This window comes from Legionella quateirensis (assembly GCF_001467955.1).
In the GTDB taxonomy this organism is placed as follows: Bacteria; Pseudomonadota; Gammaproteobacteria; order Legionellales; family Legionellaceae; genus Legionella; species Legionella quateirensis.
In genome coordinates this window covers 424274-448037 of sequence record NZ_LNYR01000006.1, presented here as the reverse complement: position 1 = coordinate 448037, position 23764 = coordinate 424274, and the positions used below count along the sequence as shown (strand labels likewise).

The window sequence follows — 23764 nt, the reverse complement described above, 5'->3', positions numbered from 1 at the left end:
CAAGATCTCTTCTCCCATCCCAAGTGCCCTTGAGATTAAGCTTTCTTGCTTACAATTTAAAGATACAAGCCTGGATGAAGCATAGCGAAATCCGGGAAGCCTATGCGCAAGCATGGTACCTTTTCTAATCAGTGCCCGCTTCGCGGGAATTCCCGGATTACGTGCTTCGCACTTCATCCGGGCTACTATAAATATAGAGTATGTAATCTAGCGGCGTGCTCCTGAATGATCGTCACTTTTTATACGTCATCAACCGTAGAACATTAAAAATATTGAACCACGCGCCTCAACTCAACGATGATGCAATTTCTTTAATCACTAATAGATGCAGGTTTCTTTATATATTTATAACTAACACGGACGTGTACAAGACTTAAGAAAAACTGCTCCGGCAATTTACACGACCAGAGCAGTTCATCAAGAGGGAATTACTTCAAAGATGCAGATTGTACGTGCTCAACAGAATCTTTCAGTGCGTCTACTTTGTTTCCAGAATCTGTATTGGTGAGATTGAACATCGTCAAACGACCATTGTAAATAGACACTGCTGCAATAGCCAACAGGCCTACACCCGTAAGAGCTAACAGTAAATTGGCAAACACATCTTTACAACCACGATGAGTTTTCAACTCCTTAACGTATTGATTATCACTCTTCATAAAATCTGTTGCTTCAGATTTGAATGTATCAAGATCAATCTTGTTCAATGCATAGTTCGAGCATAGTGAATAAATCTTATTGTATACTTCTTGACCAGCAATTGCTGCTTTATGATAAGAGTCTGTTTTTACACCATTCTTGTCAGCCGGATATTCTTCAGATTCTACGCGTAGTTCATCAATTTTTGTCTTTAAACGATCTAGCTGAGCATAAACTTTGCTTAATTCTTTTAATCTGTCGTCATTAAGAGCTTTAAAGGTGCTCTCTTGAACATGATCATCCGACTCATTAATGTTGTTATCTGGAACAGAATCAACTTGAACAGCATCAGTAGGTTCCAAAGTCTCTGTAACAGGAACAGATACAACTGGTTCGCTAACAGATTGTTCCTCTTGAACTACGAGTACTTCAACTGGTTGAACTGGCTTAGGAAATTCTACAGTCTTTTGTTTAACTAAAGTATCAATACTCTCTTTCATTCTTTTGATTTCTGATTGATGATACGGAGTTAATCTAGCAGGGGTATAAGGACTTTGTGTGCTTTCTTTCGCTTTTGCTATAGATTTCAGAATCTCTTGTAATCGCTCATAGGAATCGCATTCATTTAATCTTTTAATTGTATTTTCAAGCTTGCCTTTAGCTGTTTTAAAAGTAGCCGATTCACGTTTATTTTTAGCAGACATTGTTTACTCCAAAGTTTGTGAACAAATAGTGAGCACATTGTACGCTGGATTTCAACAAAAAGCCAGTTATAGGGTAAAAATAGAGTAAAGATTGTGGCTACTATTGTAACAATTGCGTCATGATGACTTACAATAAAACATTTTCATGCTTTTTCTATCAAAAATAAACATCAAAATGATTGTCTCTAAATATAGTGTACGCCATGCAAACAGTAACAACATAAATCATATATTTATTAATTAGATCATATAAGTCATTTTGCGTACACGCATGGATTCTAACGTGATATAGTACTGCACAAGTTGTAGGGTTAACTCTTGGAACGTGATCCAAACAATACTGAGATACTTATTTTGAAGGTATAATTTATGTTTGATAAGACTGCTAAATCACCAGAACAAAAAGAGCCACCAAATCAGTTATTAATTAAAGCAACAAAAGATGCTGAAAAACCGGCTATGTCCAGATACGCCAGTTGTTGGCCAAGTGACTACAATAACAGTGCTTTTAAGCGAAAATTATCGCCACCGTCATCTCTGCCAGTCATTCCAGAAGTTGAGGAAGACACGATACCTGAAGACAATACTGCAACTTCAACAGGATATAATCCCTATTCTTTTATAAGATCCTGGTCAAATAGAAACGGAACAGTATTAGAGCCGATAATTGAAGAAGACGAAGAATTTACCGAAAAAAAACCCGTTCAGGATGAAAATCTCTTAAACTTTGGACAAGATGCTCTTGATGATGATTTTGAACGCATAACGACATCTATCAAATAAATCTGAATTCCTAAATTAACCCGTGGTCTCACAGTCGAACGCGGGATAATAATACATTTGCTCTATACCTTGGCGTTCTCGTTACGTCCTAATCCATTGAAAATATTTTTCTGATTTAATATAATACAGTGATTCAGTACAAAACGAGGTCTATACTCCGATGCGCATTATCTCTCAATAAGCCCTGATGGGCACAATAAATTCTGGCCCAAACCATTGAGAGAGAGAGTATATGAGTCGTTTAATTCAATTAGTTGATCTAAGTCTGTATTTTACCAAAAAAATCTGTTTTGAAGTATTTAATTATTCAGTTTATTCAGGGGAACGAATCGCATTAATAGGCGATAATGGCTCTGGTAAAAGCTGCATGCTCAAAATAATTAAAAACCTTATGCCCCCCAGTGAGGGATATGTCGATTATGCGGATAACCTGACTGTATCTTATGTACCTCAATTAATTAATGGACATGATACAGCCAGCGGCGCGGAACGATTTAACCGGGCTTTAACCCAGGCCTTGACCGAAAATCCCGATGTTTTATTGCTTGATGAACCTACCAATCACCTCGACACTAAAAATCGCCAAAGTCTGATGCGTTTGCTAGCTCAATACACGGGTACCTTGATCATTGCCTCGCATGACATTCATTTACTTAGAAGTACAGAGTTTTGCTTTTGGCATTTCAATCAGAGCCAAATTACTCAATTTAAAGGGTATTTCGATCATTTTCAGCAACAGAACACCCTAAGTCGGCACGTGATTGAAACCGAAATGGAGCAATTACGATATCAAAAAAAACAACAGCATCAAGCGCTGATGAAAGAACAGGTAAGAGCAAAAAACTCTCGCTTAAAAGGCGAAAAATCAATTGATCAAGCAAAATGGCCAACCATCGTTTCAAAATCAAAAGTTCTCCGTGCTCAGGAAACATCGGGTAAAAAGAAAAAGAACATCGCTAAAACCAAGGAAGATCTCATAAAACGATTGCATGAGCTAGGCACAAATGAAGTAATCAAGCCTCATTTTGATCTACCAATATCACAGAGTACGACTAAAGCTCTGGTGACTATTAGTGAAGGATCCGTTTCTTATAATCAAAAGAAGATATTGATAAATATCAATTTAAATATTTCAGGGCAAAGCCGACTAGCTCTTTGTGGCGTTAATGGTTCGGGAAAATCTACTCTCATAAAAGCCATTATGGGGTCTAAGGAAATAATAAGAGAAGGCTTATGGCAAACGCCGGAATTAAAAGATATAGGGTATCTCGATCAACATTACCAGAAACTATCACCAGACTACACGGTATTGGAAACCCTTCAGAACTGCAGAACGGACTGGAATCACATGGAATTACGTAAACATTTAAATGATTTTCTTTTTCGTACTAATGAAGAAGTGAATGCACAGATTTTAACCTTGTCAGGAGGAGAAAAAGCGCGATTATGCCTGGCAAAAATTGCGGCTAATCCGCCAAAATTACTTATTCTGGATGAACTGACTAATAATATGGATCTTAAAACCAGAACTCATGTCATGACCCTCATGAAAAAATACCCAGGGCCATTCATTATTATTTCTCATGATGATGACTTTTTAGAACAAATCAATATTAATGAATACTACAACATATGATTAAAAATTGAACTATAATAATAAAGGTATACGCGTTTGGGAGTTAAAAATGGACAACTACACACCTAAAAGCACCTCGTTAATTAGACTCTTCGCACTATTATCTTTATTAATTGGGGCTTTGGTCTTCGTAACACCGGCAAGAGCAGATTCAAGGGAGTTAAATGCGCCCGTTCCCAAGGTTATTCCTACCCAGGTTTCCTGGTATATCTACTATGGATATAGGCCTTATCGTTATTATTACCCCTATCGATATTACAATTCCTATCGATACTATTATCCTTATCGTTACTATCGACCCTACCGATACTATTACCGTTGGTAATTTGTGAACGTAGCAGTAAAAAACAAGTGACTCATCTCAAATAACCGGAATGTACTCAAAATATCATTCCGGTAGTTCTATGGTGGATACACCCATCAGACACTTAGTTTATGAGCAATAATCAGCTTATTTGTACCACTTACTTAAAATCAAAGACCAAATTCAGGATAATAATCAAATCCATTCGATTGGAACATTTTAAATCAGGTAGTTTGGTTTCTTTCTTTATGATAAAATTACCACTATTTTTCATAAAACTAATATCAGGCATGCAAAACGACTACACAGAGTTTGAACAACGCAAACGAGATCATATTGAACTCGCGCTAATGCCTGCAAATCAAAGCAGTGAATTAAATCCATTTGATCAATTTTCTTTAGTTCATGAGGCCCTGCCTGATATTAATTTTGAAGAAATCTGCATTCAAAGCAAACGATTTAATCAAATAGTAGAAACCCCCTTTTTTATCAGCTCCATGACAGCAGGTCATTCCAATGCACTAGATATTAATAGACGACTTATTGAAGCGTGTACGGAGTCAAAATGGGCAATGGGAGTAGGCTCGCAACGCAGAGAGCTGACTGATAATCAGGCTGCTTTTGAATGGACACCACTACGTCGTGATTTTCCCAAAACCAAATTATTCAGTAACCTGGGGATAGCTCAATTAATAAATACCCCGATTTCATCCATTCAAAGATTGATAAATTCTCTGCAGGCAGAAGCGTTAATTATACATTGCAATCCACTGCAGGAATGCATTCAACCGGAGGGAACAACTGATTTTAAAGGATGTTGGAATGCCTTAACCGAGTTGGTTAAAAATCTGGAAGTCCCTGTAATCGTAAAAGAAACGGGATGTGGTTTTTCGCAAAAAACTCTGTCTCGTCTTAATGAAATCGGTGTTGCGGCTGTAGATGTCAGCGGTGTTGGAGGTACTCACTGGGGACGTATAGAAGGTCACAGAGCAGATAAAAATTCAATCCGTCATCTCACTGCGGATACCTTCAGAAACTGGGGTATAGATACTCTGCAAAGTGTTAAAAATGCAGCGCAAATAAATCCTTGCTTCGAAATCTGGGGTTCAGGAGGAGTGCGTCATGGTCTGGATGCAGCTAAATTAATTGCACTCGGCGCAACATCTATCGGATTTGCCAAACCCATGCTGGAAGCAGCTCTGAACTCAACAGAACACGTACTAAACAAAATGGCTGCAATAGAATATGAGTTAAAGACCGCCATGTTCTGTACTGGCAGTCAGATACTTAGCGATTTAAAGGAGAAAGCATGTCAATAGTCTCCAATGCCAATGAATTATTTCGTGGGTTCTCAAAATTATCCAGAGAGGAACGTTTTCAAAGATTATTAGAATTGGGGGCTATGACCTCCGAGGACATCGCCTTTCTTCAACAAGGCGGTATAAAAGACCTGAATCTTGCAGACAAATTGATTGAGAACGTGATTGGATATTTCCAACTTCCTTTAGGAGTTGCTACTAATTTTAACATCAATGGCCGTGATTACGTTATCCCTTTAGCGGTTGAGGAAACCTCGATTATTGCCGCCTTATCCAAATCAGCTAAATGGATTCGGCAACACGGCGAAATCAGTACCCATGTCCAGGGTGACTGCATTCTTGGACAAATTCAATTAGCGAAAATAAACGATTTTCAACGATTTTCCCGGATTTTTGAAGAAAATCGCCTCAATCTTATAATAAGAGCAAATGAAGATGTTGCTGCAAATATGGTAAAACGGGGCGGTGGAGTTATTGATTTACAATTACGTCAATTAAAAAGAGAAGATGGACAGGACATGGCAGTTATTCATTTAACTATGAATAGTTGTGATGCAATGGGGGCAAATATCATTAATCAGGTATTAGAGTATTTAAAGTCACCCATAGAAGAATTAACTGGTGAAGAAGTCACTATGTGCATTCTATCCAATTTAAACGACCAAAAATTAACAACTGCACAAGTAACCTTACGTAACATAGACCCTGTTTTGGGGTATAAACTGCAAGAAGCATCTCTTTTTGCTGAAATGGATCCCTATCGAGCAGCGACTCACAATAAAGGGGTGATGAATGGAATTGATCCGGTTTTAATTGCAACCGGCAATGATTGGCGTGCGGTCGAAGCAGGAATACATGCATACGCAGCTCGATCAGGTCGATATCAAGCCATTACCAAATGGCGTTATCAAGATGAGGTACTGACTGGTGAATTCACCGCACCAATCATTGTCGGTACTGTAGGTGGAGTCACTTCCCTGCACCCTACAGCTAAAATGTGTTTGCGAATGATGGATATCAGTTCTGCAAACCAGCTGTCTCAGGTGATTGCAGCAGTAGGTCTTGTACAGAATCTTGGTGCAATTAAAGCATTATGCACTGATGGCATCATTCAGGGGCATATGAAATTACATATTGATAATCTGTTGCTGGTTGCAGGTGCTGATGAACATGAAATGCCCTTACTAAAAGAGCGTTTACAAGAGTGGCTGGATATCAACAAAAGAGTCAGTCTGAATAATGCACATGATCTATTAGCCGCAATCAGACAGGCACCTATAGCCGTATGAAATGGTTCATCCCTGCCAAAACATTTTTATTAGGCGAGTATGTTGCAATAACTGGAGGTTCTGCAATCCTACTCACCACAGCACCGTATTTTGAACTTTCATTAAACGATGGTATTGATACATCCCCCATTCATCCTCTGTCGCCTGCAGGAAAATGGTGGAGTAAGTCACAGAGCGAAGGAACGTTCTTGGGCTGGAATGATCCCTATAATGAGCGTGGCGGCCTTGGGGCATCCAGTGCTCAATTTCTGGGAACTTATTGGGCTACATGTCATCTGCATCAGAACATACCTGATGAACACTCCATGTTGGAAGCCTATTATCAAAGTTCCTGGTCTGGGAAAGGATTAAGGCCCAGTGGATATGATGTAATAGCCCAGGCTCGAAAAGGATGTGTGTACATTAATAATCAAAAAAACATGGTGCAATCGTATCATTGGCCCTTTGACGACCTATCATTTCTCATCCTTCATACGGGAGTTAAACTTGCGACCCACCAACATCTCATGCAAACCACCCTTCCGACCCAAATTAACGAGATGTCCAATTTGGTGGATGAAGCAAAACAAGCATTCGAACAACAAGATAGTGCACAATTAATCGATGCCATCAATAAGTATCACCAAATACTTTCAAGTTTAAATTTGGTTGCCGAACACAGTCTGAACATGATCAATACCCTTAAATCAAATCCTGAAATAAAAGCGATAAAAGGCTGTGGCGCATTAGGCGCTGATACCCTGTTGATACTAACCAGACGTCAAAATCTGGAAACTTTGAGGAAAAAAATTGAACATGAGGGTTGGACTGTTTTGGCGTCTGAAGCCGATTTAACCTGTTAAAGCAACCTCAATTCATACTTCACTTAACTCACGATTACCTAGTCTCAACCAACTCTATGATTTGATAGAAAAAACACCAATTTCTCTAATTATAAATCGACAGAAATAAGAATACTCTTCCTCTCCCCATAATATAACCTTCATAAATCCCAACTATACTAAAAGTAAGAATTAGTATGAGCAAAACATGGCAACATTTACAGTATTTTGTTATGGAACTGGAGAAACTCATCAATCAGCAAACAATATTATTTCCCAGTTTTCCAAAGCCTGTACTCCGGAAAATTCCATCCATGTAGATGGCCCTACTCTATTAGGCACTGAAGTTAAGGCTAATGCCAAAAGAGCTACTGCACAGATTATTAATTGGTTAAACACTCAGCAAGATGGTTCTCATAATATTAATCTGGCAGGTTTTAGTCGCGGCTCAGTGACCTCAATTTATATTGCCAATAATTTAAAGCGACGTGAAAAAGAATTAGCAGCTAAAGAACAACGCTTGTTGCATGCAGGGAAAGAACTTGATGATGCAGATAAAAAACTTTTGACCCAATTACAGGAGATAAATTTAAATCTCTTTCTCATGGATCCAGTAGCTGGTCTGAGTGACAAAAGCAAAATGGATGGGCGTCTTATTCCTGATAATGTCAAAAACTATGTTGCTGTGTTACAGATGGATGAAATGCGTCGCGATTTTAAACCACAAGATTTAACCCGTATCATTATTCAATCCCCTCAAACCACAAAAGTATCCATGTTGCCCATGTATGGCAATCATTCGGATACGACCAAAATTAAAAATGACCAGATGACTGCAGGACCTAAAATTGCCTGGTATTCATTGCATCAATTTCTAACCCGACATGGGACTCAATTTACTAATGATCAAATACCGCAAATTGTTTACAGCCAAAATTATAAAAAACCTGTTGATTTACCAAAAAATCCATCTGCCAAAGAGCTACTCGAATTATTCAGTATAAATCATGAAGAACGAGATGCGTACCTGAAATCTGGATTGAAATCAAACCTCACTGATGGCATACCCGTACCCAGAGTGCAAAGAACACTAAATAACCACCTGGATTTCTATGTTAAAAACCCGGATTTTTTTACGAATCAATTAGAACGTGAACTGTTTAAAATAACTTATCCTAAAACATTTAATTATTTATTTGAAAGAAATCAATTCGATATCCGTTTTCCTGAGAACAGTAACTCGACCCCAGAGCAAGTTGAACTAGAATTGAATTCCTTAAAACGAAACAACGCTAAATTATTTGAACGATTGAAACCTCGTGGAGTGCAAGAAATTAACGGCGTTATCACCGTTGGTCCCTCAGGAGGGTTATATCATTTGGAGCCTTGTGCCACCGTAGTACAAATGTTCCCGAATCTTGTAGCCAATGATTTGGTACTTCAAAAAATTCCCAATAAGTTAGCTCTTCTCGAAATGAATGCATATCGCCTTATTTTTCGATATCAAAGAGAAAAATCGATGTTGTATTTCTCTAGCGAAAGAGCAGAAGATTCACGGGCAAAAAATATTATTAAAGAAATTAATTTATTAGTTAATGATAAGAAATTATCTGATGATGAAAAATATCACGGTGTATTGGATCTGGTTGAGAAAAATTACAAAGAGATGGCTCAACAGCTAAGCACTTCTGATTTAGCTTCTATGCTAGAGAAATTATTAGACAGTTATGGACGTCAATATAAAATTCAAGATCCCGGTATCGTTCGAGTGTTCTTATCTGAAATTGTGTATACAACAATGAAACTTCTTAAAGAAGTAATCAGTTTTGTAGGAAACCTGGGATACATCGGTGGAGCAGTATTGTTTGGTATTGGACATGCCGTTCAGGAAATTGGTCGAAGGATAAATGATATGTTGGGGCCTCTTGGCTATAATCCAATAAAATATGTGGCCTCTGCTATAGCCTATACTTTGGAAGGAATAGGATTTGCGATTAAAAACAGTTTTGGTTTAAAGCCATTGACTGCTTGGATCACCAGTGGTTTAAACGGAATTCGAGATGCAATTAATACAGCAATTCTTGATATTAAAATTGAACGGGCAGAGGCAGCAACCAACAATGCCCCTGTCGATCCAAGAGCTTCTGTAACTCAAGCTCTCAGGACACGAAGTGAACCTGATTTGCCTAAACACAGAAGTGATGAATTAAGTGAACCATTACTCAATAAACAAAATGAATCACCATCTGATTTACAGGCAACCGCCATAAATAAAACCAAAGAGGCAAGACGGGCTATGCAGGAACAAAGAGAAACTATTTATAATAAAGACCAACATGATGATAATCAGTTAAGTCATAAAGACGATAGCAGCTTCCAAATTTCTTAAACCCATATGAAGCAACACGTTTGATTTCAAAATGATAACGAATTGAATATCAAAGAAATTTTTGTAATCAAGTAGTGAAGAATAAAAGCGGGTTATGCTCGAAGTATGGAGTTCGTCTAATACGCGATCGAATCACTCTTAAATCATTTACACTATTATAGTTGTAAATTTCCCCAAAAAAGTCAGTCCAATTCAAAAATAATCAATAAAACACTTGAAATTCTACGCTAATCCGGTATGATTTCAGCCTCTTTAGGGCCGTTAGCTCAGTTGGTAGAGCAGGAGGCTTTTAACCTCTGTGTCATAGGTTCAAATCCTATACGGCCCACCAGTTTAATAAACTGATACCAACAAAGTAGTTTAAATAAAGAATACCCTGTAATGGGCCGTTAGCTCAGTTGGTAGAGCAGGAGGCTTTTAACCTCTGTGTCATAGGTTCAAATCCTATACGGCCCACCATTTTGGTCAAACCTCCTGATATAGACCAAAATAGCAAAACGATTTTTAAATCATCACCCATTGCGCTCGTAGCTCAGCTGGATAGAGTACTTGGCTTCGAACCAAGGTGTCGGGGGTTCGAGTCCCTCCGAGCGCACCATTTATAGGGCCAAAAAAAAAACGGCTCTTTCCCAATTACGGGGGCACTCACCAGTTAACAACACAGCACCCTAACACGGGTTCTATAATTAATTGTTTACTGATGAAACATAGCCAACAAACGTTCGATACCAATGGGTTCTTCTTTCAGTAGAGGAACAACTGCATAGCGTGTAGCATATTGGTTAGCCACTTTATCAATTTCAATCAGTTCATTTTGTGCTCTTTGGCGTAAAAGCAACGAATTTGTCTGCGCAATTGCTAAGCTGTTATTGATAATCCACGCCCATGGTTCTATACCTGCACGACGCAAGTCTTCTTGTAAGTTAGCCGCCTCAAGTACTGGCGTCGTTTCCGCTAACGTGACGAGCAGCACTTTAGTTTGCTTTGGATCCTGCAATTGCATCATGGGCGTTGTAAAGAATATCTTCTTACCACTCATCTGGCGCTCAATTTCACGATGATAAGAGCCCGTAGCATCAAGTAATAATAATGTGTGCCCGGTAGGTGCTGTATCCATCACGACGAATTTTTTACCTGCCTCACGAATGATTCGTGAAAATGCTTGAAAGACAGCTATTTCTTCAGTGCAAGGTGAACGCAAATCCTCTTCCAGAAGAGCATGGGCTTGAGCATTGAGCTTTGCGCCTTTAGTCTCTAATACATGTTGCCTGTAGCGCTCCGTTTCGGCATGTGGGTCAATCCTGCTTACAGTCAAGTTGTCCAGAGCATCAATTAAAGTATCGCTCAAATGCCCCGCTGGATCAGAAGTAGTAAGATGCACTGGCAAGCCTCGATTGGCTAATTCAACAGCTACAGCAGAAGCAAGTGTAGTTTTACCGACCCCACCTTTTCCCATCACCATCACAAGACCATGACCATCATCTGCAATATCATCAATCAGGGTTGTTAAGTGAGGATAATTGTGAGTAACAGTATGCTTGTCTTGAGGAGACCATCGTTGCACAGAGTGGGTTAATAATTGATGTAAGGATTCTAAACCCACTAAATTAAATGCTTTAAGTTCTACTTTGTCACATGGCAAACCCTTGAGCACATAAGGAATAGCCGTTAAGGCAGCCTGTTCACGAGAATAAATGGCTGCTGCCAGTGCATCATGCTCTGCTTCGCCAGCAGGAAGTATGCCATTAATCACCAGAAATTGTTGCCTCATGCCAATAGCTGCAAGCTCTTCATGGGTTCTAGCAACTTCTCGCAAGGTCGCAAGCTGTGCCCGTGCCACCAGCACTAAACGTGTGCGCAGTAGATCAGATAATGCCTCAACCGCCATTTTATACTGTTCACGCTGTTTTTCTAGTCCGGCTAAAGGGCCGAGGCAAGAAGCATCGCCATGGCCATTTTCAAGAAAACTATTCCAGGCTCCTGGCAACTGTAACAACCGAATGGTGTGTCCGGTGGGTGCGGTATCGAAAATAATGTGATCGTAATCAGCTGTCAGTGCGGTGTCAGTGAGCAGTGTGGTGAACTCATCAAAAGCTGCAATTTCAGTAGTACAGGCACCAGACAATTGCTCTTCCATGCTCTTGACTGCAGAGTCAGGCAGAACGCCTAGAACTGGATTTATAATTCTATCACGATAGGCTTGCGCAGCCGATTCTGGATCAATTTCCAACGCATAGAGGCCTGCTACTGTTGGGATTGCGGCAATTTGATTACCTATACTGACACCAAATACTTGCCCCACATTGGAAGCAGGATCAGTACTGACCAGCAATATACGCTTATTCGTTTCAGCAAGTTGCACTGCAGTGGCGCAAGCTATCGATGTTTTTCCTACTCCACCTTTACCAGTAAAGAATAGGAAGCGCGGGGGGTGTTGTAGAAATTTCATCGGTTTGCCTCCCTGTTTCAATAACCACTGCTGGAGCAGCCACTGAATGATTTCAATATTTGATTAGAGCGCTTACTTAATAGTTGTTCATAAAAACCAGCGCTTTCGTAACCAAAATGCAACATTCACAAGTAAAATAAGAACTGGTACTTCAACAAGTGGCCCAATGACCGTTGTAAAAGCAATGGCAGAATTAAGTCCAAAAGTGGCAATTGCAACAGCAATAGCCAATTCAAAATTATTACTGGCTGCAGTAAAGGACGCTGCTGTTGTCTTTTCATAACTGGCACCAATGAGCTTCCCCATCGCAAAACTGACAAAAAACATCACCACAAAATAAATGACCAATGGAATGGCAATACGTAGGACATCGAGTGGAAGTTGCAACACCATAGCGCCTTTCAAAGAAAACATCGCAAGAATTGTAAAAAGCAGAGCAATCAGGGTAATGGGAGAAATTTTTGGTAAAAAAATAGTTTCATACCAGGTTAACCCTTTTCTTTTTATCAATACAAAACGAGTAAGAAATCCTGCAAAAAATGGAATGCCCAGATAAATAAAGACGCTTTGGGCAATCGTCATAAAATTGATGTGAACTATTTGCCCACTCATTCCAACATTAGGTGGCAAGACTGTTAGAAAAAACCAGGCATAGACACTGAAGAACAGCAGTTGAAAAATACTGTTAAATGCCACTAAGGCTGCAACGTACTGATTGTCTCCTTCTGCCAACTGATTCCAGACAATTACCATGGCAATACAGCGAGCTAGCCCAATAAGAATAAGCCCAGTCATGTATTCAGGATACCCATGTAAAAACAAAATGGCGAGACCAAACATGAGAAATGGTCCGATGAGCCAGTTTTGAATCAATGACAACAGGAGAATTCGCCAGTCTTTGAATATCAGTGGTAGTTCTTCATATTTTACCCGGGCTAATGGTGGATACATCATTAAAATCAGACCAATCGCAATTGGAATATTGGTAGAGCCAATTGACAGGGAGTTTAAAAATTGTGGTGCGCTGGTAAAGAGTGAGCCGATAACGACACCAGAAGCCATCGTCATGAAAATCCATAAGGTTAAATATCTATCTAAAAATGAAAGGCGACGAGTGCTACATGTGGTCATGATAACAACTCCTGTTCTATTCGTAGCTTAAGTTGATTAAATACCGCCTCAAATGCTGCGTTGATTTCAATTTCGGATCCTTTTATTTTAGCAGGATCAGGGATACTCCAGTGGAGTTTCTTGGGTTGTCCTGGAAAAATGGGGCAGCTCTCGCTAGCTGCCTGATCACAGACTGTAATAACTAAGTCAATTGATTGTGATTCAAATTCATTCCATGATTTACTGCGTCCTGCGTTACATTTGATTTCATGACGTGCAAGAGTTTCAATCGCTTTTGGATGCACGTTTCCAGTCGGAGCGCTACCTGCGCTAAAAGCCAGATAACGCTCATTGGAATAATGGTTGGTTATCGCCTCTGCCATAATTGACCGACATGAGTTTCCGGTGCAAAGAAATAGTAACTTAATAGGCTTAGTATTCATTACCCACAACAGTCAGTTTTTTTTGGTTTCGTATCACAACAAGCAGTCGAGGTATTTTGACTGGGTATTGAGCAAGAACCCTCTGATATCTTTTCGCCAGAAAAAAACTGAGCGTCCTCCATAGTATGATAAGCTTCCCATGCAATTCCTGAAGGATCATTTACCCAAGACTTCTCCGATTTGGCATAACAACAAGTCGTCTCGCCATCACTATGAGTTGAAATATTGGCTTGAGAAAACTGCTTTCTCAAGGCATCTAATTCAGTAGCATCATCTACTTGTATACCTAAGTGTTCCACACCATTTTTGGCTGTGCGAGTTGAAATAGCAAAGTTAATACGAGGATCTTCCAGCATCCATTTAGCATAATCTGATTTCACTTTTACCGGTTCGGCTCCAAACAGGGCATTATAGAAACGAATGCTATCAGCAAGATTGTTAACACCAATGTGAATATGAAAACGTTTCATGATTTACTCCATTTTAGAATTACAGCAATCAGTTAATTCAATAACCAGACAATCACTTGTCCCTGGTTGTTGAATTTGAACTTGTTGTTTACTGCAACAGTCTTGAACCATGAATGCGATAAAATCACGCATTAACTCAAAATTTGCAGAATAAAATACATAACGCCCTTGGCGATAGGACGTGACAATTCCGGCATTGGATAAATGGCTTAAGTGAAATGATAAGGTATTATGTAAAATACCTAACTCATCGCCAATTGCGCCTGCAGATAACCCTTTCGGTCCCGCTTGAACAAGTAGTCGGAACACTTGTAAACGAGTTTCTTGAGAAAGGGTATCAAAGATTTTTAGTGAATTTTTTATGTCCATATGTCTAGAGTAGTAGACCTATATGCTTTAGTCAAATAGGCCTAGTGCTCCGGAACTTGCACCCTGATGCAAAACTCAAAAATATTGTTTAACCCATCGAACAATATCTTGAGCACTCATCACACCGGAGTGTCGAGCCTGTTCTTGTCCATGAGAAAAAATCATTAGAGTAGGAATACTTTGAATCTGGTAGCGAGCAGCTAATGCTTGTTGTGATTCCGTATTGATTTTAATAAACCTAACTCCGGGCTCAAGGAGCTTTGCAGCTGCTTCAAAATAAGGTGCCATCATTTTACAAGGACCACACCATTCGGCCCAAAAATCAACCAACAAGGGTATATCGTTCTTTTGGAGATGAAGATCGAACTGCGCTGCGTCTAAAGCAACAGGCTTTCCACCGAAGAGTGCTTTTTGACACTTCCCACATTTTGGGTTCTCGGCCAATCGCGTTGAAAACAAACGATTTGTTGTATGGCAGTGAGGACATACAACATGGATTGAATCACTCATAACATTAGTTCCTATTTATTTTACTTCATTAGTTTTTTATATACGAATGCTAACTCTCACCAATAAACTTCTTTAAAATCATCTCAAGAGGACTAAACCCTGTAAGAAAAAGATTGGCCCCCACAAATACAGTAAACCATAAAAAATTAAAGTTGATAAATTTTGGGCTCGTCGATACGCCTAGAGCAAGTGATATCAGAACAAAGCCACCCGCCACAATACGAATATTCCGTTCAATAGTCATCTTCTATTCTCCTAATACTGATTTAATGGGTACGCTTCCACCAAATTAAATAGCTTATTGGAATTAAAAACAAGGTAAGTACTGTTGAAGCAAAGGAGCCAAATATCAAAGAAATGGCTAGGCCGCCAAAGACAGGATCAGATAACATCACAGCGGTTCCCAGAATAATAGCAAGCGCCGTTAAAACAATTGATAGAATTCTCTCTCCACCGGACTCAATAAAGGCTTCTGTTATAGAAGAACCTCGGTGTTGGTGCTCTAAGATAAAATCAATGAGTAGCAGTGAGTTTCGAACAACGATTCCTGCTAAAGCAATTAGCTTAAATTTAAAGTTTCCATCAGAAGATTTAAGAGGTGGAGTTACAAAAACATCATGATAAAAGGAAATAAATGAGGAGGCTTAAAAATATCAAGAAGGACGTCGAAATCGGAATTGTCAACACAATATGTTCATATTTTTAACAAAACCCAATTGCATTGTGTTATAATATGCGCCAAATGGATAAATTAAACACAAAAAGAGTCCTCGATAATTAGGGAATATCATCGTTTAAAGGATATATAACAAATTCATAAAGAGATTAACCTAATCGTTGAGTATGCATAATGAATACATTAATTGACTTTTACAAGAAAAAAATTCAAGAACTTATAAATAAAAATTACTCTCTAACTCCCTTTGAACTTCTTATAAAATTTCTTAATTATATTAATGAGCATGATGTGTCACCTGGCTTCTTTAAATCAAGTCTAAGTGCGGAAAGTAAAAATTTAATTCAACGAATGTCAAATGCTCAGTTTAGTCCTGAAGACGTTATTCCCGTCCTAGAGCAATTTTTTTGTGATACTACACAAGTTAGATCTCATTGTATGATATATCCCTTGGCAGCCTATTTTTATTATTTTGAAGCCAGTTATCCTCGAGCTCGAGTTGAAGGTGTACAGCAATTTACTTTTATCTATACAAGCGAAGAAACTCTTCATCAAGCCACCCATTTGAGTAGAAAAGTACTCTTAACATTACGCAGATATACCTGCGAAATTGAGTACCAATATGAGGCACAGGCGAAGACATGCCGTAATTGGAGAGCACTTTCACAAATGGTTTTACATGACAAAACCAAATATGAAATGGGAGCCCTCTTAATAAACATTTTTAGCAGTGAAGTTGAAGTGAAGAAACTTGGAATGGGTTTATATATGAAGGAGCCGGACTATCCACTGTACTTACTTAATATAAACTATAATGATGAAACCAAGATTGCGATCATTAGAAAAATTCTGACCATGTTGTCTACCCCAGATGTGGATGAGAGTGCTAAATCTATGGCATTCAAGACCCTTCAGCACATTGATATACCATTAGAAATGCAAGGTAACGTAAATGACCTATTAGTATCAGAGTTTTTTAGATCCGGTCGATACAGCGCAGAGATTACCTTCCGATCACCACTATCAGACAAGACATGGGATTTTGTTCTGGAGAAAGTACGCCGTAACCCAGACATACGGACTCTACTAAAAGTGCTAGTTCTTTGCAAAAAGGCAATGTCTACTCCCAAAAGCGTGCTTAATGAGGCCTTAAATCAATTCTATAGGCAGAGGCAAATAACTGATTTACTGGCTTTGGCCAATATTGCTCTCTTACTCGATCCTGAAATGGCAGATAATCGGCATAAAAAACTCTTATTCGGGAATAAACTTATAAGTTTAATAGAAACAGACAGCAGAGATCCTACCAAAGCAGGTGATTTGCTCATTCGTATCATGCATCCACTACCATTAACTCAAGAACAATGCAAACAACTTGAACAATTATTACTTCTTAAAACCAGTGAACAAGACAAACTCGCAATATTATCTATATTATGTAAAGCATTAGAAAAAAAATTACTTCCCTCTGTATTTAAAGAAGCACTTCTAAAACACATCCAAAAATTCTGCTTTGAAGAATACCCCTCTAGTTTTAGTCCGCTCCTCTACAGTACTTTAGACAGTCTACTTTCACCTCAGCAACGTTGCGATTTATTTTCGCGCTTAACATTCTCTGGTCACCCACCCTTAGCCAGGGTATGCCTGTACATACTTCCCCCGCCCGAAATGTTTGATGTCTATCAGACTATGTTAGCAAAGCCTTGGGATTTAAATTTTTTAAATTCGACTATTAGAGATTTAGACCATCGACCAAATACAAAAATCCTGTCTATTATAGCATTGCCCCTACTTGAAATAGGTCGGGAAATGTTCACAAATAAAGCATTGCCATCGACCACAAGACAACACGCACAATCTTTAATACAGAAAATAAAACAAATGGTTAAGACACCAGAAGTACATGAATATTGTTTTACTCTCTTTATGGATTTACTTCGCTCAGGAAAGGAACATCATGGATTTCAAGAACAAATTATACACCTTGCTCATCAAATATGGCCAACAAATGAAAATGTTCAGCACGATGCGGTTCACGCTTATTTTTCTTTTTTAAATCAAAACATTAACCGTTTTGATCATAATGATTTCAGAACAATAGTAGCCTCTTTGAACCGAATACTTATCAAAATTGAACAACCCGAAGTGCGGTCTATCATCCTGGTCAATCTGGATAATATATTACTTAACATACATGATAACTTTACATCGACAGCGCTACAACAAGGCATCGAACAGTTAAGAAGTACTCATGAATTAAAGAGTATTGTTGATAATCTTATCTCTGAAGACCTAAAAACATATGTTTATGATGATTCTGATGCATCACAAGATATTGATTTATATAAAATTTAAAACTGGAGCATCAGGCTTCGAACCAAGGCGTCAGGGGTTCGAGACCCTCCGCGCGCACCATTTCATTATTTATTTTGAGATTTAAACAGCTGCTTGGGAACTCATTTGATGCTCCCGAGCGGTAACATTTCTATTTTAATATGTGAAAAATATCAATTTATTACCGATCGGGAATATTTTATGGAATTTTCTTCAAATAGGGTATAAAATTACCGTACGGGAATATTGGAAGAAAAATGATGATTCAATCTCCGGAAAATATAGGACAATATATTCGCAAAGTTCGTAAAGAACTTACAGTTACCCAAAAAGATTTGGCTTTAACTGCCGGCACAGGATTGCGTTTTATTATTGATTTGGAAAATGGAAAGCCCACTTGCCAAATTGGAAAAATGCTGCAAGTACTGCAAGTACTTGGGATTCAACTCAACCTATCTCATACTGAATTCGATAATGAAAAATCATAAATTAGATGTCTATCTTAACCAAGTACTAACAGGCCAATTAAGTATAGATGCACATGGTGACATGTCTTTTGTATATGATAACTATTATCTCGAAAACAAGAACAATTCCCCCCTGTCACACTCACTTCCTCTTCAAAACACCATTTACTCGATGAAGCAATGCCGACCATTTTTTAGTGGACTCTTGCCTGAAGCCCATATGCGCAGTGCTATTGCTCGTCAATTAAGTATCAGTGAAAAAAATGATTTTGCCTTATTAGCTGCTATTGGTGGTGAGTGCGCCGGAGCTGTGATGATATTACCTCAAAATACATCCTTAGCTCAGCTAAAGCCGGACTATAAAATTATCAAAAAAAAGGATGTATTAGAAATCCTGCAAACCATGCATCAAAGACCGATGATAGTCGGTGAGGATGGAATCCGTTTATCCCTTGCTGGAGCTCAGGATAAACTCCCAGTTGCCATTATTGAAGGAAATCTGGCAATACCAATGAATGGTGCACCCAGTACTCACATTTTAAAACCAATCAATCGAGACTTTCCCACCCTAATTGAAAATGAGTGTTTCTGCCTTAACCTGGCTCAAAGAGTTGGATTAAATGCTGTGGATGCAGCTATCCATTACGCTGATGATACTCCTTATCTGTTGGTTAAACGTTATGATCGGATTGAAACAGAGCAAGGAATCCAGCGCCTTCATCAAGAAGATTTTTGTCAGGCAATGGGCATAAGCCCTGAGATGAAATATCAGCGAGAAGGTGGCCCCCAAATGAGTGAATGCTTTGATTTGGTAAGAGAGATATCAAGTCTCCCTGTCTTTGACATAAAAGAATTATTGCACGGGATTCTGTTTAACGTAATTATTGGCAATAATGATGCACATAGTAAAAACTTCTCTTTGCTCTATCATGGTTCAAAAACGCGTTTAGCACCTTTCTACGATATGATTTCAACCGTGTATTATCCTAATCTTGCTACTAAAATGGCGATGAAAGTTGGTAGTAAATATGATTTTGATGGCCTATTCCCTCGTCACTTTACACAAATGGCAGAAGAGGCTCTTTTATCTAGTGCTCTGGTACGAAAAGAAGTCTTGAATTTAGTGAGCAAAATTCAAAAAAATATAACGCCTAGCCCCTTTACTAGCATCATTTTGCAACGTGCTGACACATTATTTCAAAGGTTTCAGAAGTCTTCAGGAGGATAATACCTCATCAGCTGAAGCTAAAATATCTTGCGAGAGATTGAAGTGTTTGAGTATGGGACTTAGATAATTTATACGAGATTTGTAGTGATATCTCTCTGAAAAATATAATATTACTAAGCAACCAGATTTATCAGATCTTGTCCAAAAATAATGGTGGTTACATTATAATTTCCAGTTTCCAATTTGGAAATCGAAAACTAGCATGCTTTAACCCCATTAAAATATACCGGGCACTTCCGGCTCTTCCCTAAATCAGGGAACACTTAACTCATCCACAACGCACTCTATCTCTTAAACTATAATTTTTTTAAAATTAAATACCCCCCTTATTTGGGGTAGAAGCGTATTTTTCTTCTTTCGTTTCATTGGAGTGCTTTGTACTCAGGGGCGTCGTGTTATTAGACACAAAAAAAGAATGCCGCGTGACCAGGTTAGCATTATTGGAGCTATTTTCCTTATCAGATAGTGCTGCTGCCGACGCATGGGTATTTAACTGTAAATCAACATCAAACCCCAACTTCAAATTTAATGTACGTATGCGTTCAATAAAATATAAACCACGCTCATTGTCAGGCGCCATCTTGATAAAAGTCAGCATATTTCTTTTGTAAGTATCGGAACACTTGAGAGAAGGAAGTTCGTCAAGTGCTGCAATAAAAGACTCATGAGTATCATAAGCAGGAACTATATAAAAGTCAGGATTAGTATGCAGGCTATCTAATAATTTTTGACTTAATTGAGTCAAAATATCGCTCAATTGATGTTTTTTAATATAAATTTGGCTATGTTTAAGTGAGTTTAAAATGTCTATCAGCTCTCTTAGAGAATTAATGCGAGTACAACATAACAAATCAGAAATCTTCTTTATGACATTTTTTCCCTGAAATGAAACTCCAGCCATTACTTGGCAAAACTCAGCTCCACTAACAGTCTTCTTTGCCTCCATCATTTTATCTATAAAGAAAGCAACACCTTGCACTATATGCTGCTCAGAAAGACCATTTTTTTTCGCTTCAGTCAAATAGCTAACAACATCAAAATTTCCATTAATGTATGGGAGGTTAGCTATTAATTGATGAACATGTACCACAACTTTGGGATGATCGAGCGATACATACAATTTTAAATGATTGAATGCTGGAAGATTATTACTAAATAATACTACCAGGTCAGCTAGTAAATCAGGATCTATTTTATTATGAAGTGACAGCAAATCGACAATTTTTTTAATGCGAAAACAAAGAGTTATTTTGCTTCCAAACCCAAGCTTCATAATTTTATCAATATTATTCTTTACATAACTATTTAATAGAGCAACAGTCATTTGCTCAAAATTCTCAAGTTTCTTGTTGTTCTTAATGATCTCAGAATAGTTTTTAAGATAATTGAGTATATTAAATAGTTCGTCAGCCTGGTTTGTTATTTTCTTTGCCAGGATTTGATCAAACAGATTGGTAAATTGATCTTTATAGAACACCTCTTGAGTCACATGCGACTCGATAGCGTTGACGATCATGCCGCGTAGATCTTTCGGTATTCTTTTCATTAATTTTAAAACATTCAATGCCATAGGAGAAAACAAAGACAAGGATTTATTTCTTAATTGTTCAACTACCCTATCTTTAGCCTTTTGAAGTTCCGTTTCAATTTCTGTATTAATGGATTCTCTTAGTTCATCAGGTAAATAAGTATCTGCAGCTTGTAGGAATTTTTTTTCACGACCAACCACAGCATATAGATCGCCATACATGCTGAATATTTTTATCTGCTCAACAGTCATCGTAAGAAATTCAGGAGAAGACGATGCCACTTGAGCATGAATAAAATCCCTGCACATAGTCCTAAATAAGGCTGCACTATCTGAGTTATTTATATCGGCTTGTTCTTTAGTAAAACGATGTATTCCTGAATACTCAAATAAAGTAAGTTTAATACCCGTTTGCTTTTCATATTCCTTTTGTAAATAGATTGCTTGTAATAATGGAGCATGTTTATGAAATGCTTCAGCAATGCCATCTGTAGTTCCTCTCAATTGTTTATTCGCAAATACAGCATCTTGAGTGAAATAGATTGCATCAAATTGATCAACATTATAAATAATTTCTGAGTGGGCTGATTTATTATTACCTCCACCTATTTGTAAGGAAGCGATCAAATCCAGCAATGCAGTTTCTTTTAGTTTTACATCATCTCTTGCACCGTCAACGCCAGCTATAGTCTTCTTTTTACCAAAGCCTGAAACAATATTAGTTTTTGCGATCGATTTAATATGTTGATGTTTTGGATCATTATCTACAATTAAAAATCCGGCCGCTGCAAAAGGTACAGCACCAAAGCCAACTAAAGCAACAGACCGATTAGGGTTTCCATGTTTCATTAAGCGATCCGCTTTTTGTGTTCTGGTTGGTTTCCCTTTTCGGCGTAGGGTTTTTCTTATTTCTAATTCAGCCTGAGTTTCTATATTTTTATTGTTTTTGTTCACCGTCGCGGATGGGTCTGCTATTCCACGTGCAAATACAATCCCTTGTTCCATTGCCGCATGCATATTGACTTCATCCAGGACGTGTTCAGGATCATATGCAACAGGTTTATTAATCAATTTCATCTGCTGCAATTGTTTTAAGGGTAAACTGTCAATGTCAGGAGTATATAAAGTTCTTAACACGTGATATTTGGATTGTTTTGCAGTAGAAGCAGCGATTTGAGTAACCGTTCTTTGATAACCTTTGACATGTTCATAATATTTTTTTACATTACTTTTTTGACGCAGAAACCCGTCGCCCTGATTTTCAATTAAGCTCCTGGCCTCATATATCAGCTCCGTCATTTCATCTTTCGCTTGTGTATTTTCCTTGGCAATATCCTGATAAAAATCCAGATATTGAGCGTTGTAACTGTTGGTTGATCTTGCCCGTAGAACGTCTATTGAATCCGAATCATGCAGAACTTTTTGATATATATTTTTTTTTCTTTGCTTAATTAATTTCCAACTTAACTCGCCGTGTTCATTACTCACAAGCTGATAATATTTACCCTCTTTCATATCTTTATTGGCAATAGCCTCAGCTAATAATTTTGCTTTAGCATCAGATACTTGCAAGACTTTGCTATAATAATAAAAGGCTAACAAGGCACTATCCTGATCCCAATAATCTATACCCTCACCTCGTTCTCTACCTGCATCATGAAATAGTGCTGCAATCTGAATGAGTTTTATGTCTTCGCTTGTCAATGCTTCCGCGTCTACATCCCCATATCTTCGATAAAGATTGACTAATACAGGTATGTAATAAGCAACACGATTAACATGCTGAAGACCATGGAGATCCCTGTTAATTTCAGTTACTTCAGTTACATCCAATATATGCGGTCTGGAGTATACCTTTTTGAATAGCAGTTTAGAGTGAACCGAAATATCGTCAGATAATCGAATGGTATCTTTTTGCGGATCAAATGGTTCTATGCCTTTCCTTTTTAAAATATCGGACACATCATCACAGGTGATTAACTGTTGATGTAACTCGCCTAATCTTTTATAGAATTTATTCAGAATTTTGTTGGTTTTTATTGAAGGTTTATGAAGATTCAATTGATCGGACAGAAACTCAGCTAAAGCAAATTGAGTGCTATTTTGATGTTGTTCTAATTCATTGAGTATGTTCCTGCAATGTATTATTTGTTTGATTTTTCCTTCTAAATTAAATACAACACCTTTAAAAGAAACCTTCTTTTCCAATGCTTTTAGAAGAGTTGTTAACTGGTTATGTATCTCAATATAGGTCAAAGCCATGAGCTGTCTCTGTAAAGCAAACTACATGCCCTTA

20 protein-coding genes and 3 tRNA genes are annotated in these 23764 nt (G+C 38.1%); 13 read left to right on the top strand and 10 right to left on the bottom strand.

Annotated elements, in window-relative coordinates:
- Positions 1-428: 428 nt before the first annotated feature.
- Positions 429-1343 (bottom strand): hypothetical protein, encoded by a 915-nt coding sequence (locus tag Lqua_RS04340; protein WP_058473043.1) that lies wholly within the window; start codon positions 1341-1343, stop codon positions 429-431.
- 369 nt (positions 1344-1712) lie between these two features.
- Here Lqua_RS04340 and Lqua_RS04335 point away from each other — a divergent pair, with 369 nt between their 5' ends.
- From Lqua_RS04335 to Lqua_RS04295, 10 genes are all read left to right on the top strand, one after another.
- Complete coding sequence (locus Lqua_RS04335) at positions 1713-2126, top strand: hypothetical protein (protein ID WP_058473042.1); 414 nt, start codon at positions 1713-1715, stop codon at positions 2124-2126.
- 232 nt (positions 2127-2358) lie between these two features.
- Positions 2359-3762: an ATP-binding cassette domain-containing protein gene (locus Lqua_RS04330; protein ID WP_058473041.1), complete on the top strand. Its 1404-nt coding sequence runs from the start codon at positions 2359-2361 to the stop codon at positions 3760-3762.
- Between the two features lie 49 nt (positions 3763-3811).
- Entirely contained in the window at positions 3812-4087 is a 276-nt protein-coding gene (locus Lqua_RS17865) for a hypothetical protein (protein ID WP_083501250.1), read from the top strand.
- A 269-nt stretch (positions 4088-4356) separates the two neighbouring features.
- A complete protein-coding gene (fni, locus tag Lqua_RS04325) occupies positions 4357-5385 on the top strand; it encodes a type 2 isopentenyl-diphosphate Delta-isomerase (RefSeq protein WP_058473084.1) in 1029 nt (342 codons plus the stop codon).
- A complete protein-coding gene (locus Lqua_RS04320) occupies positions 5376-6674 on the top strand; it encodes a hydroxymethylglutaryl-CoA reductase, degradative (protein WP_058473040.1) in 1299 nt (432 codons plus the stop codon). The genes fni and Lqua_RS04320 overlap by 10 nt, the downstream gene beginning before the upstream one ends.
- Positions 6671-7516, top strand: a complete 846-nt coding sequence (locus Lqua_RS04315) for a mevalonate kinase family protein (protein WP_058473039.1) — start codon at positions 6671-6673, stop codon at positions 7514-7516. Before Lqua_RS04320 ends, Lqua_RS04315 begins: the two co-directional genes overlap by 4 nt.
- A 187-nt stretch (positions 7517-7703) precedes the next feature.
- Positions 7704-9884 (top strand): DUF5621 domain-containing protein, encoded by a 2181-nt coding sequence (locus Lqua_RS04310; RefSeq protein WP_058473038.1) that lies wholly within the window; start codon positions 7704-7706, stop codon positions 9882-9884.
- 255 nt (positions 9885-10139) lie between these two features.
- Positions 10140-10215: transfer RNA gene (locus Lqua_RS04305), tRNA-Lys, on the top strand.
- A gap of 52 nt (positions 10216-10267) precedes the next feature.
- A tRNA-Lys gene (locus Lqua_RS04300) sits at positions 10268-10343 on the top strand.
- Positions 10344-10405: 62 nt separating this feature from the next.
- Positions 10406-10482: transfer RNA gene (locus Lqua_RS04295), tRNA-Arg, on the top strand.
- 96 nt (positions 10483-10578) lie between these two features.
- Here Lqua_RS04295 and arsA read toward each other — a convergent pair.
- The 8 genes from arsA to Lqua_RS17860 form a co-directional block, all read right to left on the bottom strand.
- Positions 10579-12333, bottom strand: coding sequence for an arsenical pump-driving ATPase (arsA, locus tag Lqua_RS04290; protein ID WP_058473037.1), 1755 nt, complete (start codon positions 12331-12333; stop codon positions 10579-10581).
- An 87-nt stretch (positions 12334-12420) separates the two neighbouring features.
- Positions 12421-13464: an ACR3 family arsenite efflux transporter gene (gene arsB / locus Lqua_RS04285; protein ID WP_058473036.1), complete on the bottom strand. Its 1044-nt coding sequence runs from the start codon at positions 13462-13464 to the stop codon at positions 12421-12423.
- Positions 13461-13886: an arsenate reductase ArsC gene (locus Lqua_RS04280; protein ID WP_058473035.1), complete on the bottom strand. Its 426-nt coding sequence runs from the start codon at positions 13884-13886 to the stop codon at positions 13461-13463. The genes arsB and Lqua_RS04280 overlap by 4 nt, the downstream gene beginning before the upstream one ends.
- Positions 13886-14356 carry an ArsI/CadI family heavy metal resistance metalloenzyme gene (locus Lqua_RS04275; RefSeq protein WP_058473034.1) on the bottom strand — a complete coding sequence of 157 codons (471 nt, stop codon included), beginning with the start codon at positions 14354-14356 and terminating at the stop codon, positions 13886-13888. Before Lqua_RS04275 ends, Lqua_RS04280 begins: the two co-directional genes overlap by 1 nt.
- Before the next feature lie 3 nt (positions 14357-14359).
- Positions 14360-14725 (bottom strand): ArsR/SmtB family transcription factor, encoded by a 366-nt coding sequence (locus tag Lqua_RS04270; RefSeq protein WP_058473033.1) that lies wholly within the window; start codon positions 14723-14725, stop codon positions 14360-14362.
- A gap of 75 nt (positions 14726-14800) precedes the next feature.
- A complete protein-coding gene (gene trxC / locus Lqua_RS04265) occupies positions 14801-15235 on the bottom strand; it encodes a thioredoxin TrxC (RefSeq protein WP_058473032.1) in 435 nt (144 codons plus the stop codon).
- 49 nt (positions 15236-15284) lie between these two features.
- The gene (locus tag Lqua_RS04260; RefSeq protein ID WP_058473031.1) at positions 15285-15479 is read right to left on the bottom strand and encodes a YgaP family membrane protein; all 195 of its coding nucleotides are present in this window, start codon (positions 15477-15479) and stop codon (positions 15285-15287) included.
- Positions 15480-15501: 22 nt separating this feature from the next.
- Complete coding sequence (locus tag Lqua_RS17860) at positions 15502-15795, bottom strand: efflux RND transporter permease subunit (protein ID WP_274519351.1); 294 nt, start codon at positions 15793-15795, stop codon at positions 15502-15504.
- Between the two features lie 290 nt (positions 15796-16085).
- Between Lqua_RS17860 and Lqua_RS04250 the strand changes: the two genes are divergently transcribed.
- The 3 genes from Lqua_RS04250 (at position 16086) to Lqua_RS04240 (ending at position 19940) form a co-directional block, all read left to right on the top strand.
- Positions 16086-18266 carry a hypothetical protein gene (locus Lqua_RS04250; RefSeq protein ID WP_058473029.1) on the top strand — a complete coding sequence of 727 codons (2181 nt, stop codon included), beginning with the start codon at positions 16086-16088 and terminating at the stop codon, positions 18264-18266.
- A 236-nt stretch (positions 18267-18502) separates the two neighbouring features.
- Entirely contained in the window at positions 18503-18733 is a 231-nt protein-coding gene (locus tag Lqua_RS04245; RefSeq protein ID WP_238585525.1) for a helix-turn-helix transcriptional regulator, read from the top strand.
- Positions 18720-19940 (top strand): type II toxin-antitoxin system HipA family toxin, encoded by a 1221-nt coding sequence (locus Lqua_RS04240; protein ID WP_058473028.1) that lies wholly within the window; start codon positions 18720-18722, stop codon positions 19938-19940. The genes Lqua_RS04245 and Lqua_RS04240 overlap by 14 nt, the downstream gene beginning before the upstream one ends.
- Before the next feature lie 313 nt (positions 19941-20253).
- Here the strand turns inward: Lqua_RS04240 and Lqua_RS04235 are convergent, their stop codons facing one another.
- A complete protein-coding gene (locus Lqua_RS04235; RefSeq protein WP_058473027.1) occupies positions 20254-23730 on the bottom strand; it encodes a SidE phosphodiesterase domain-containing protein in 3477 nt (1158 codons plus the stop codon).
- Positions 23731-23764 lie beyond the last annotated feature (34 nt).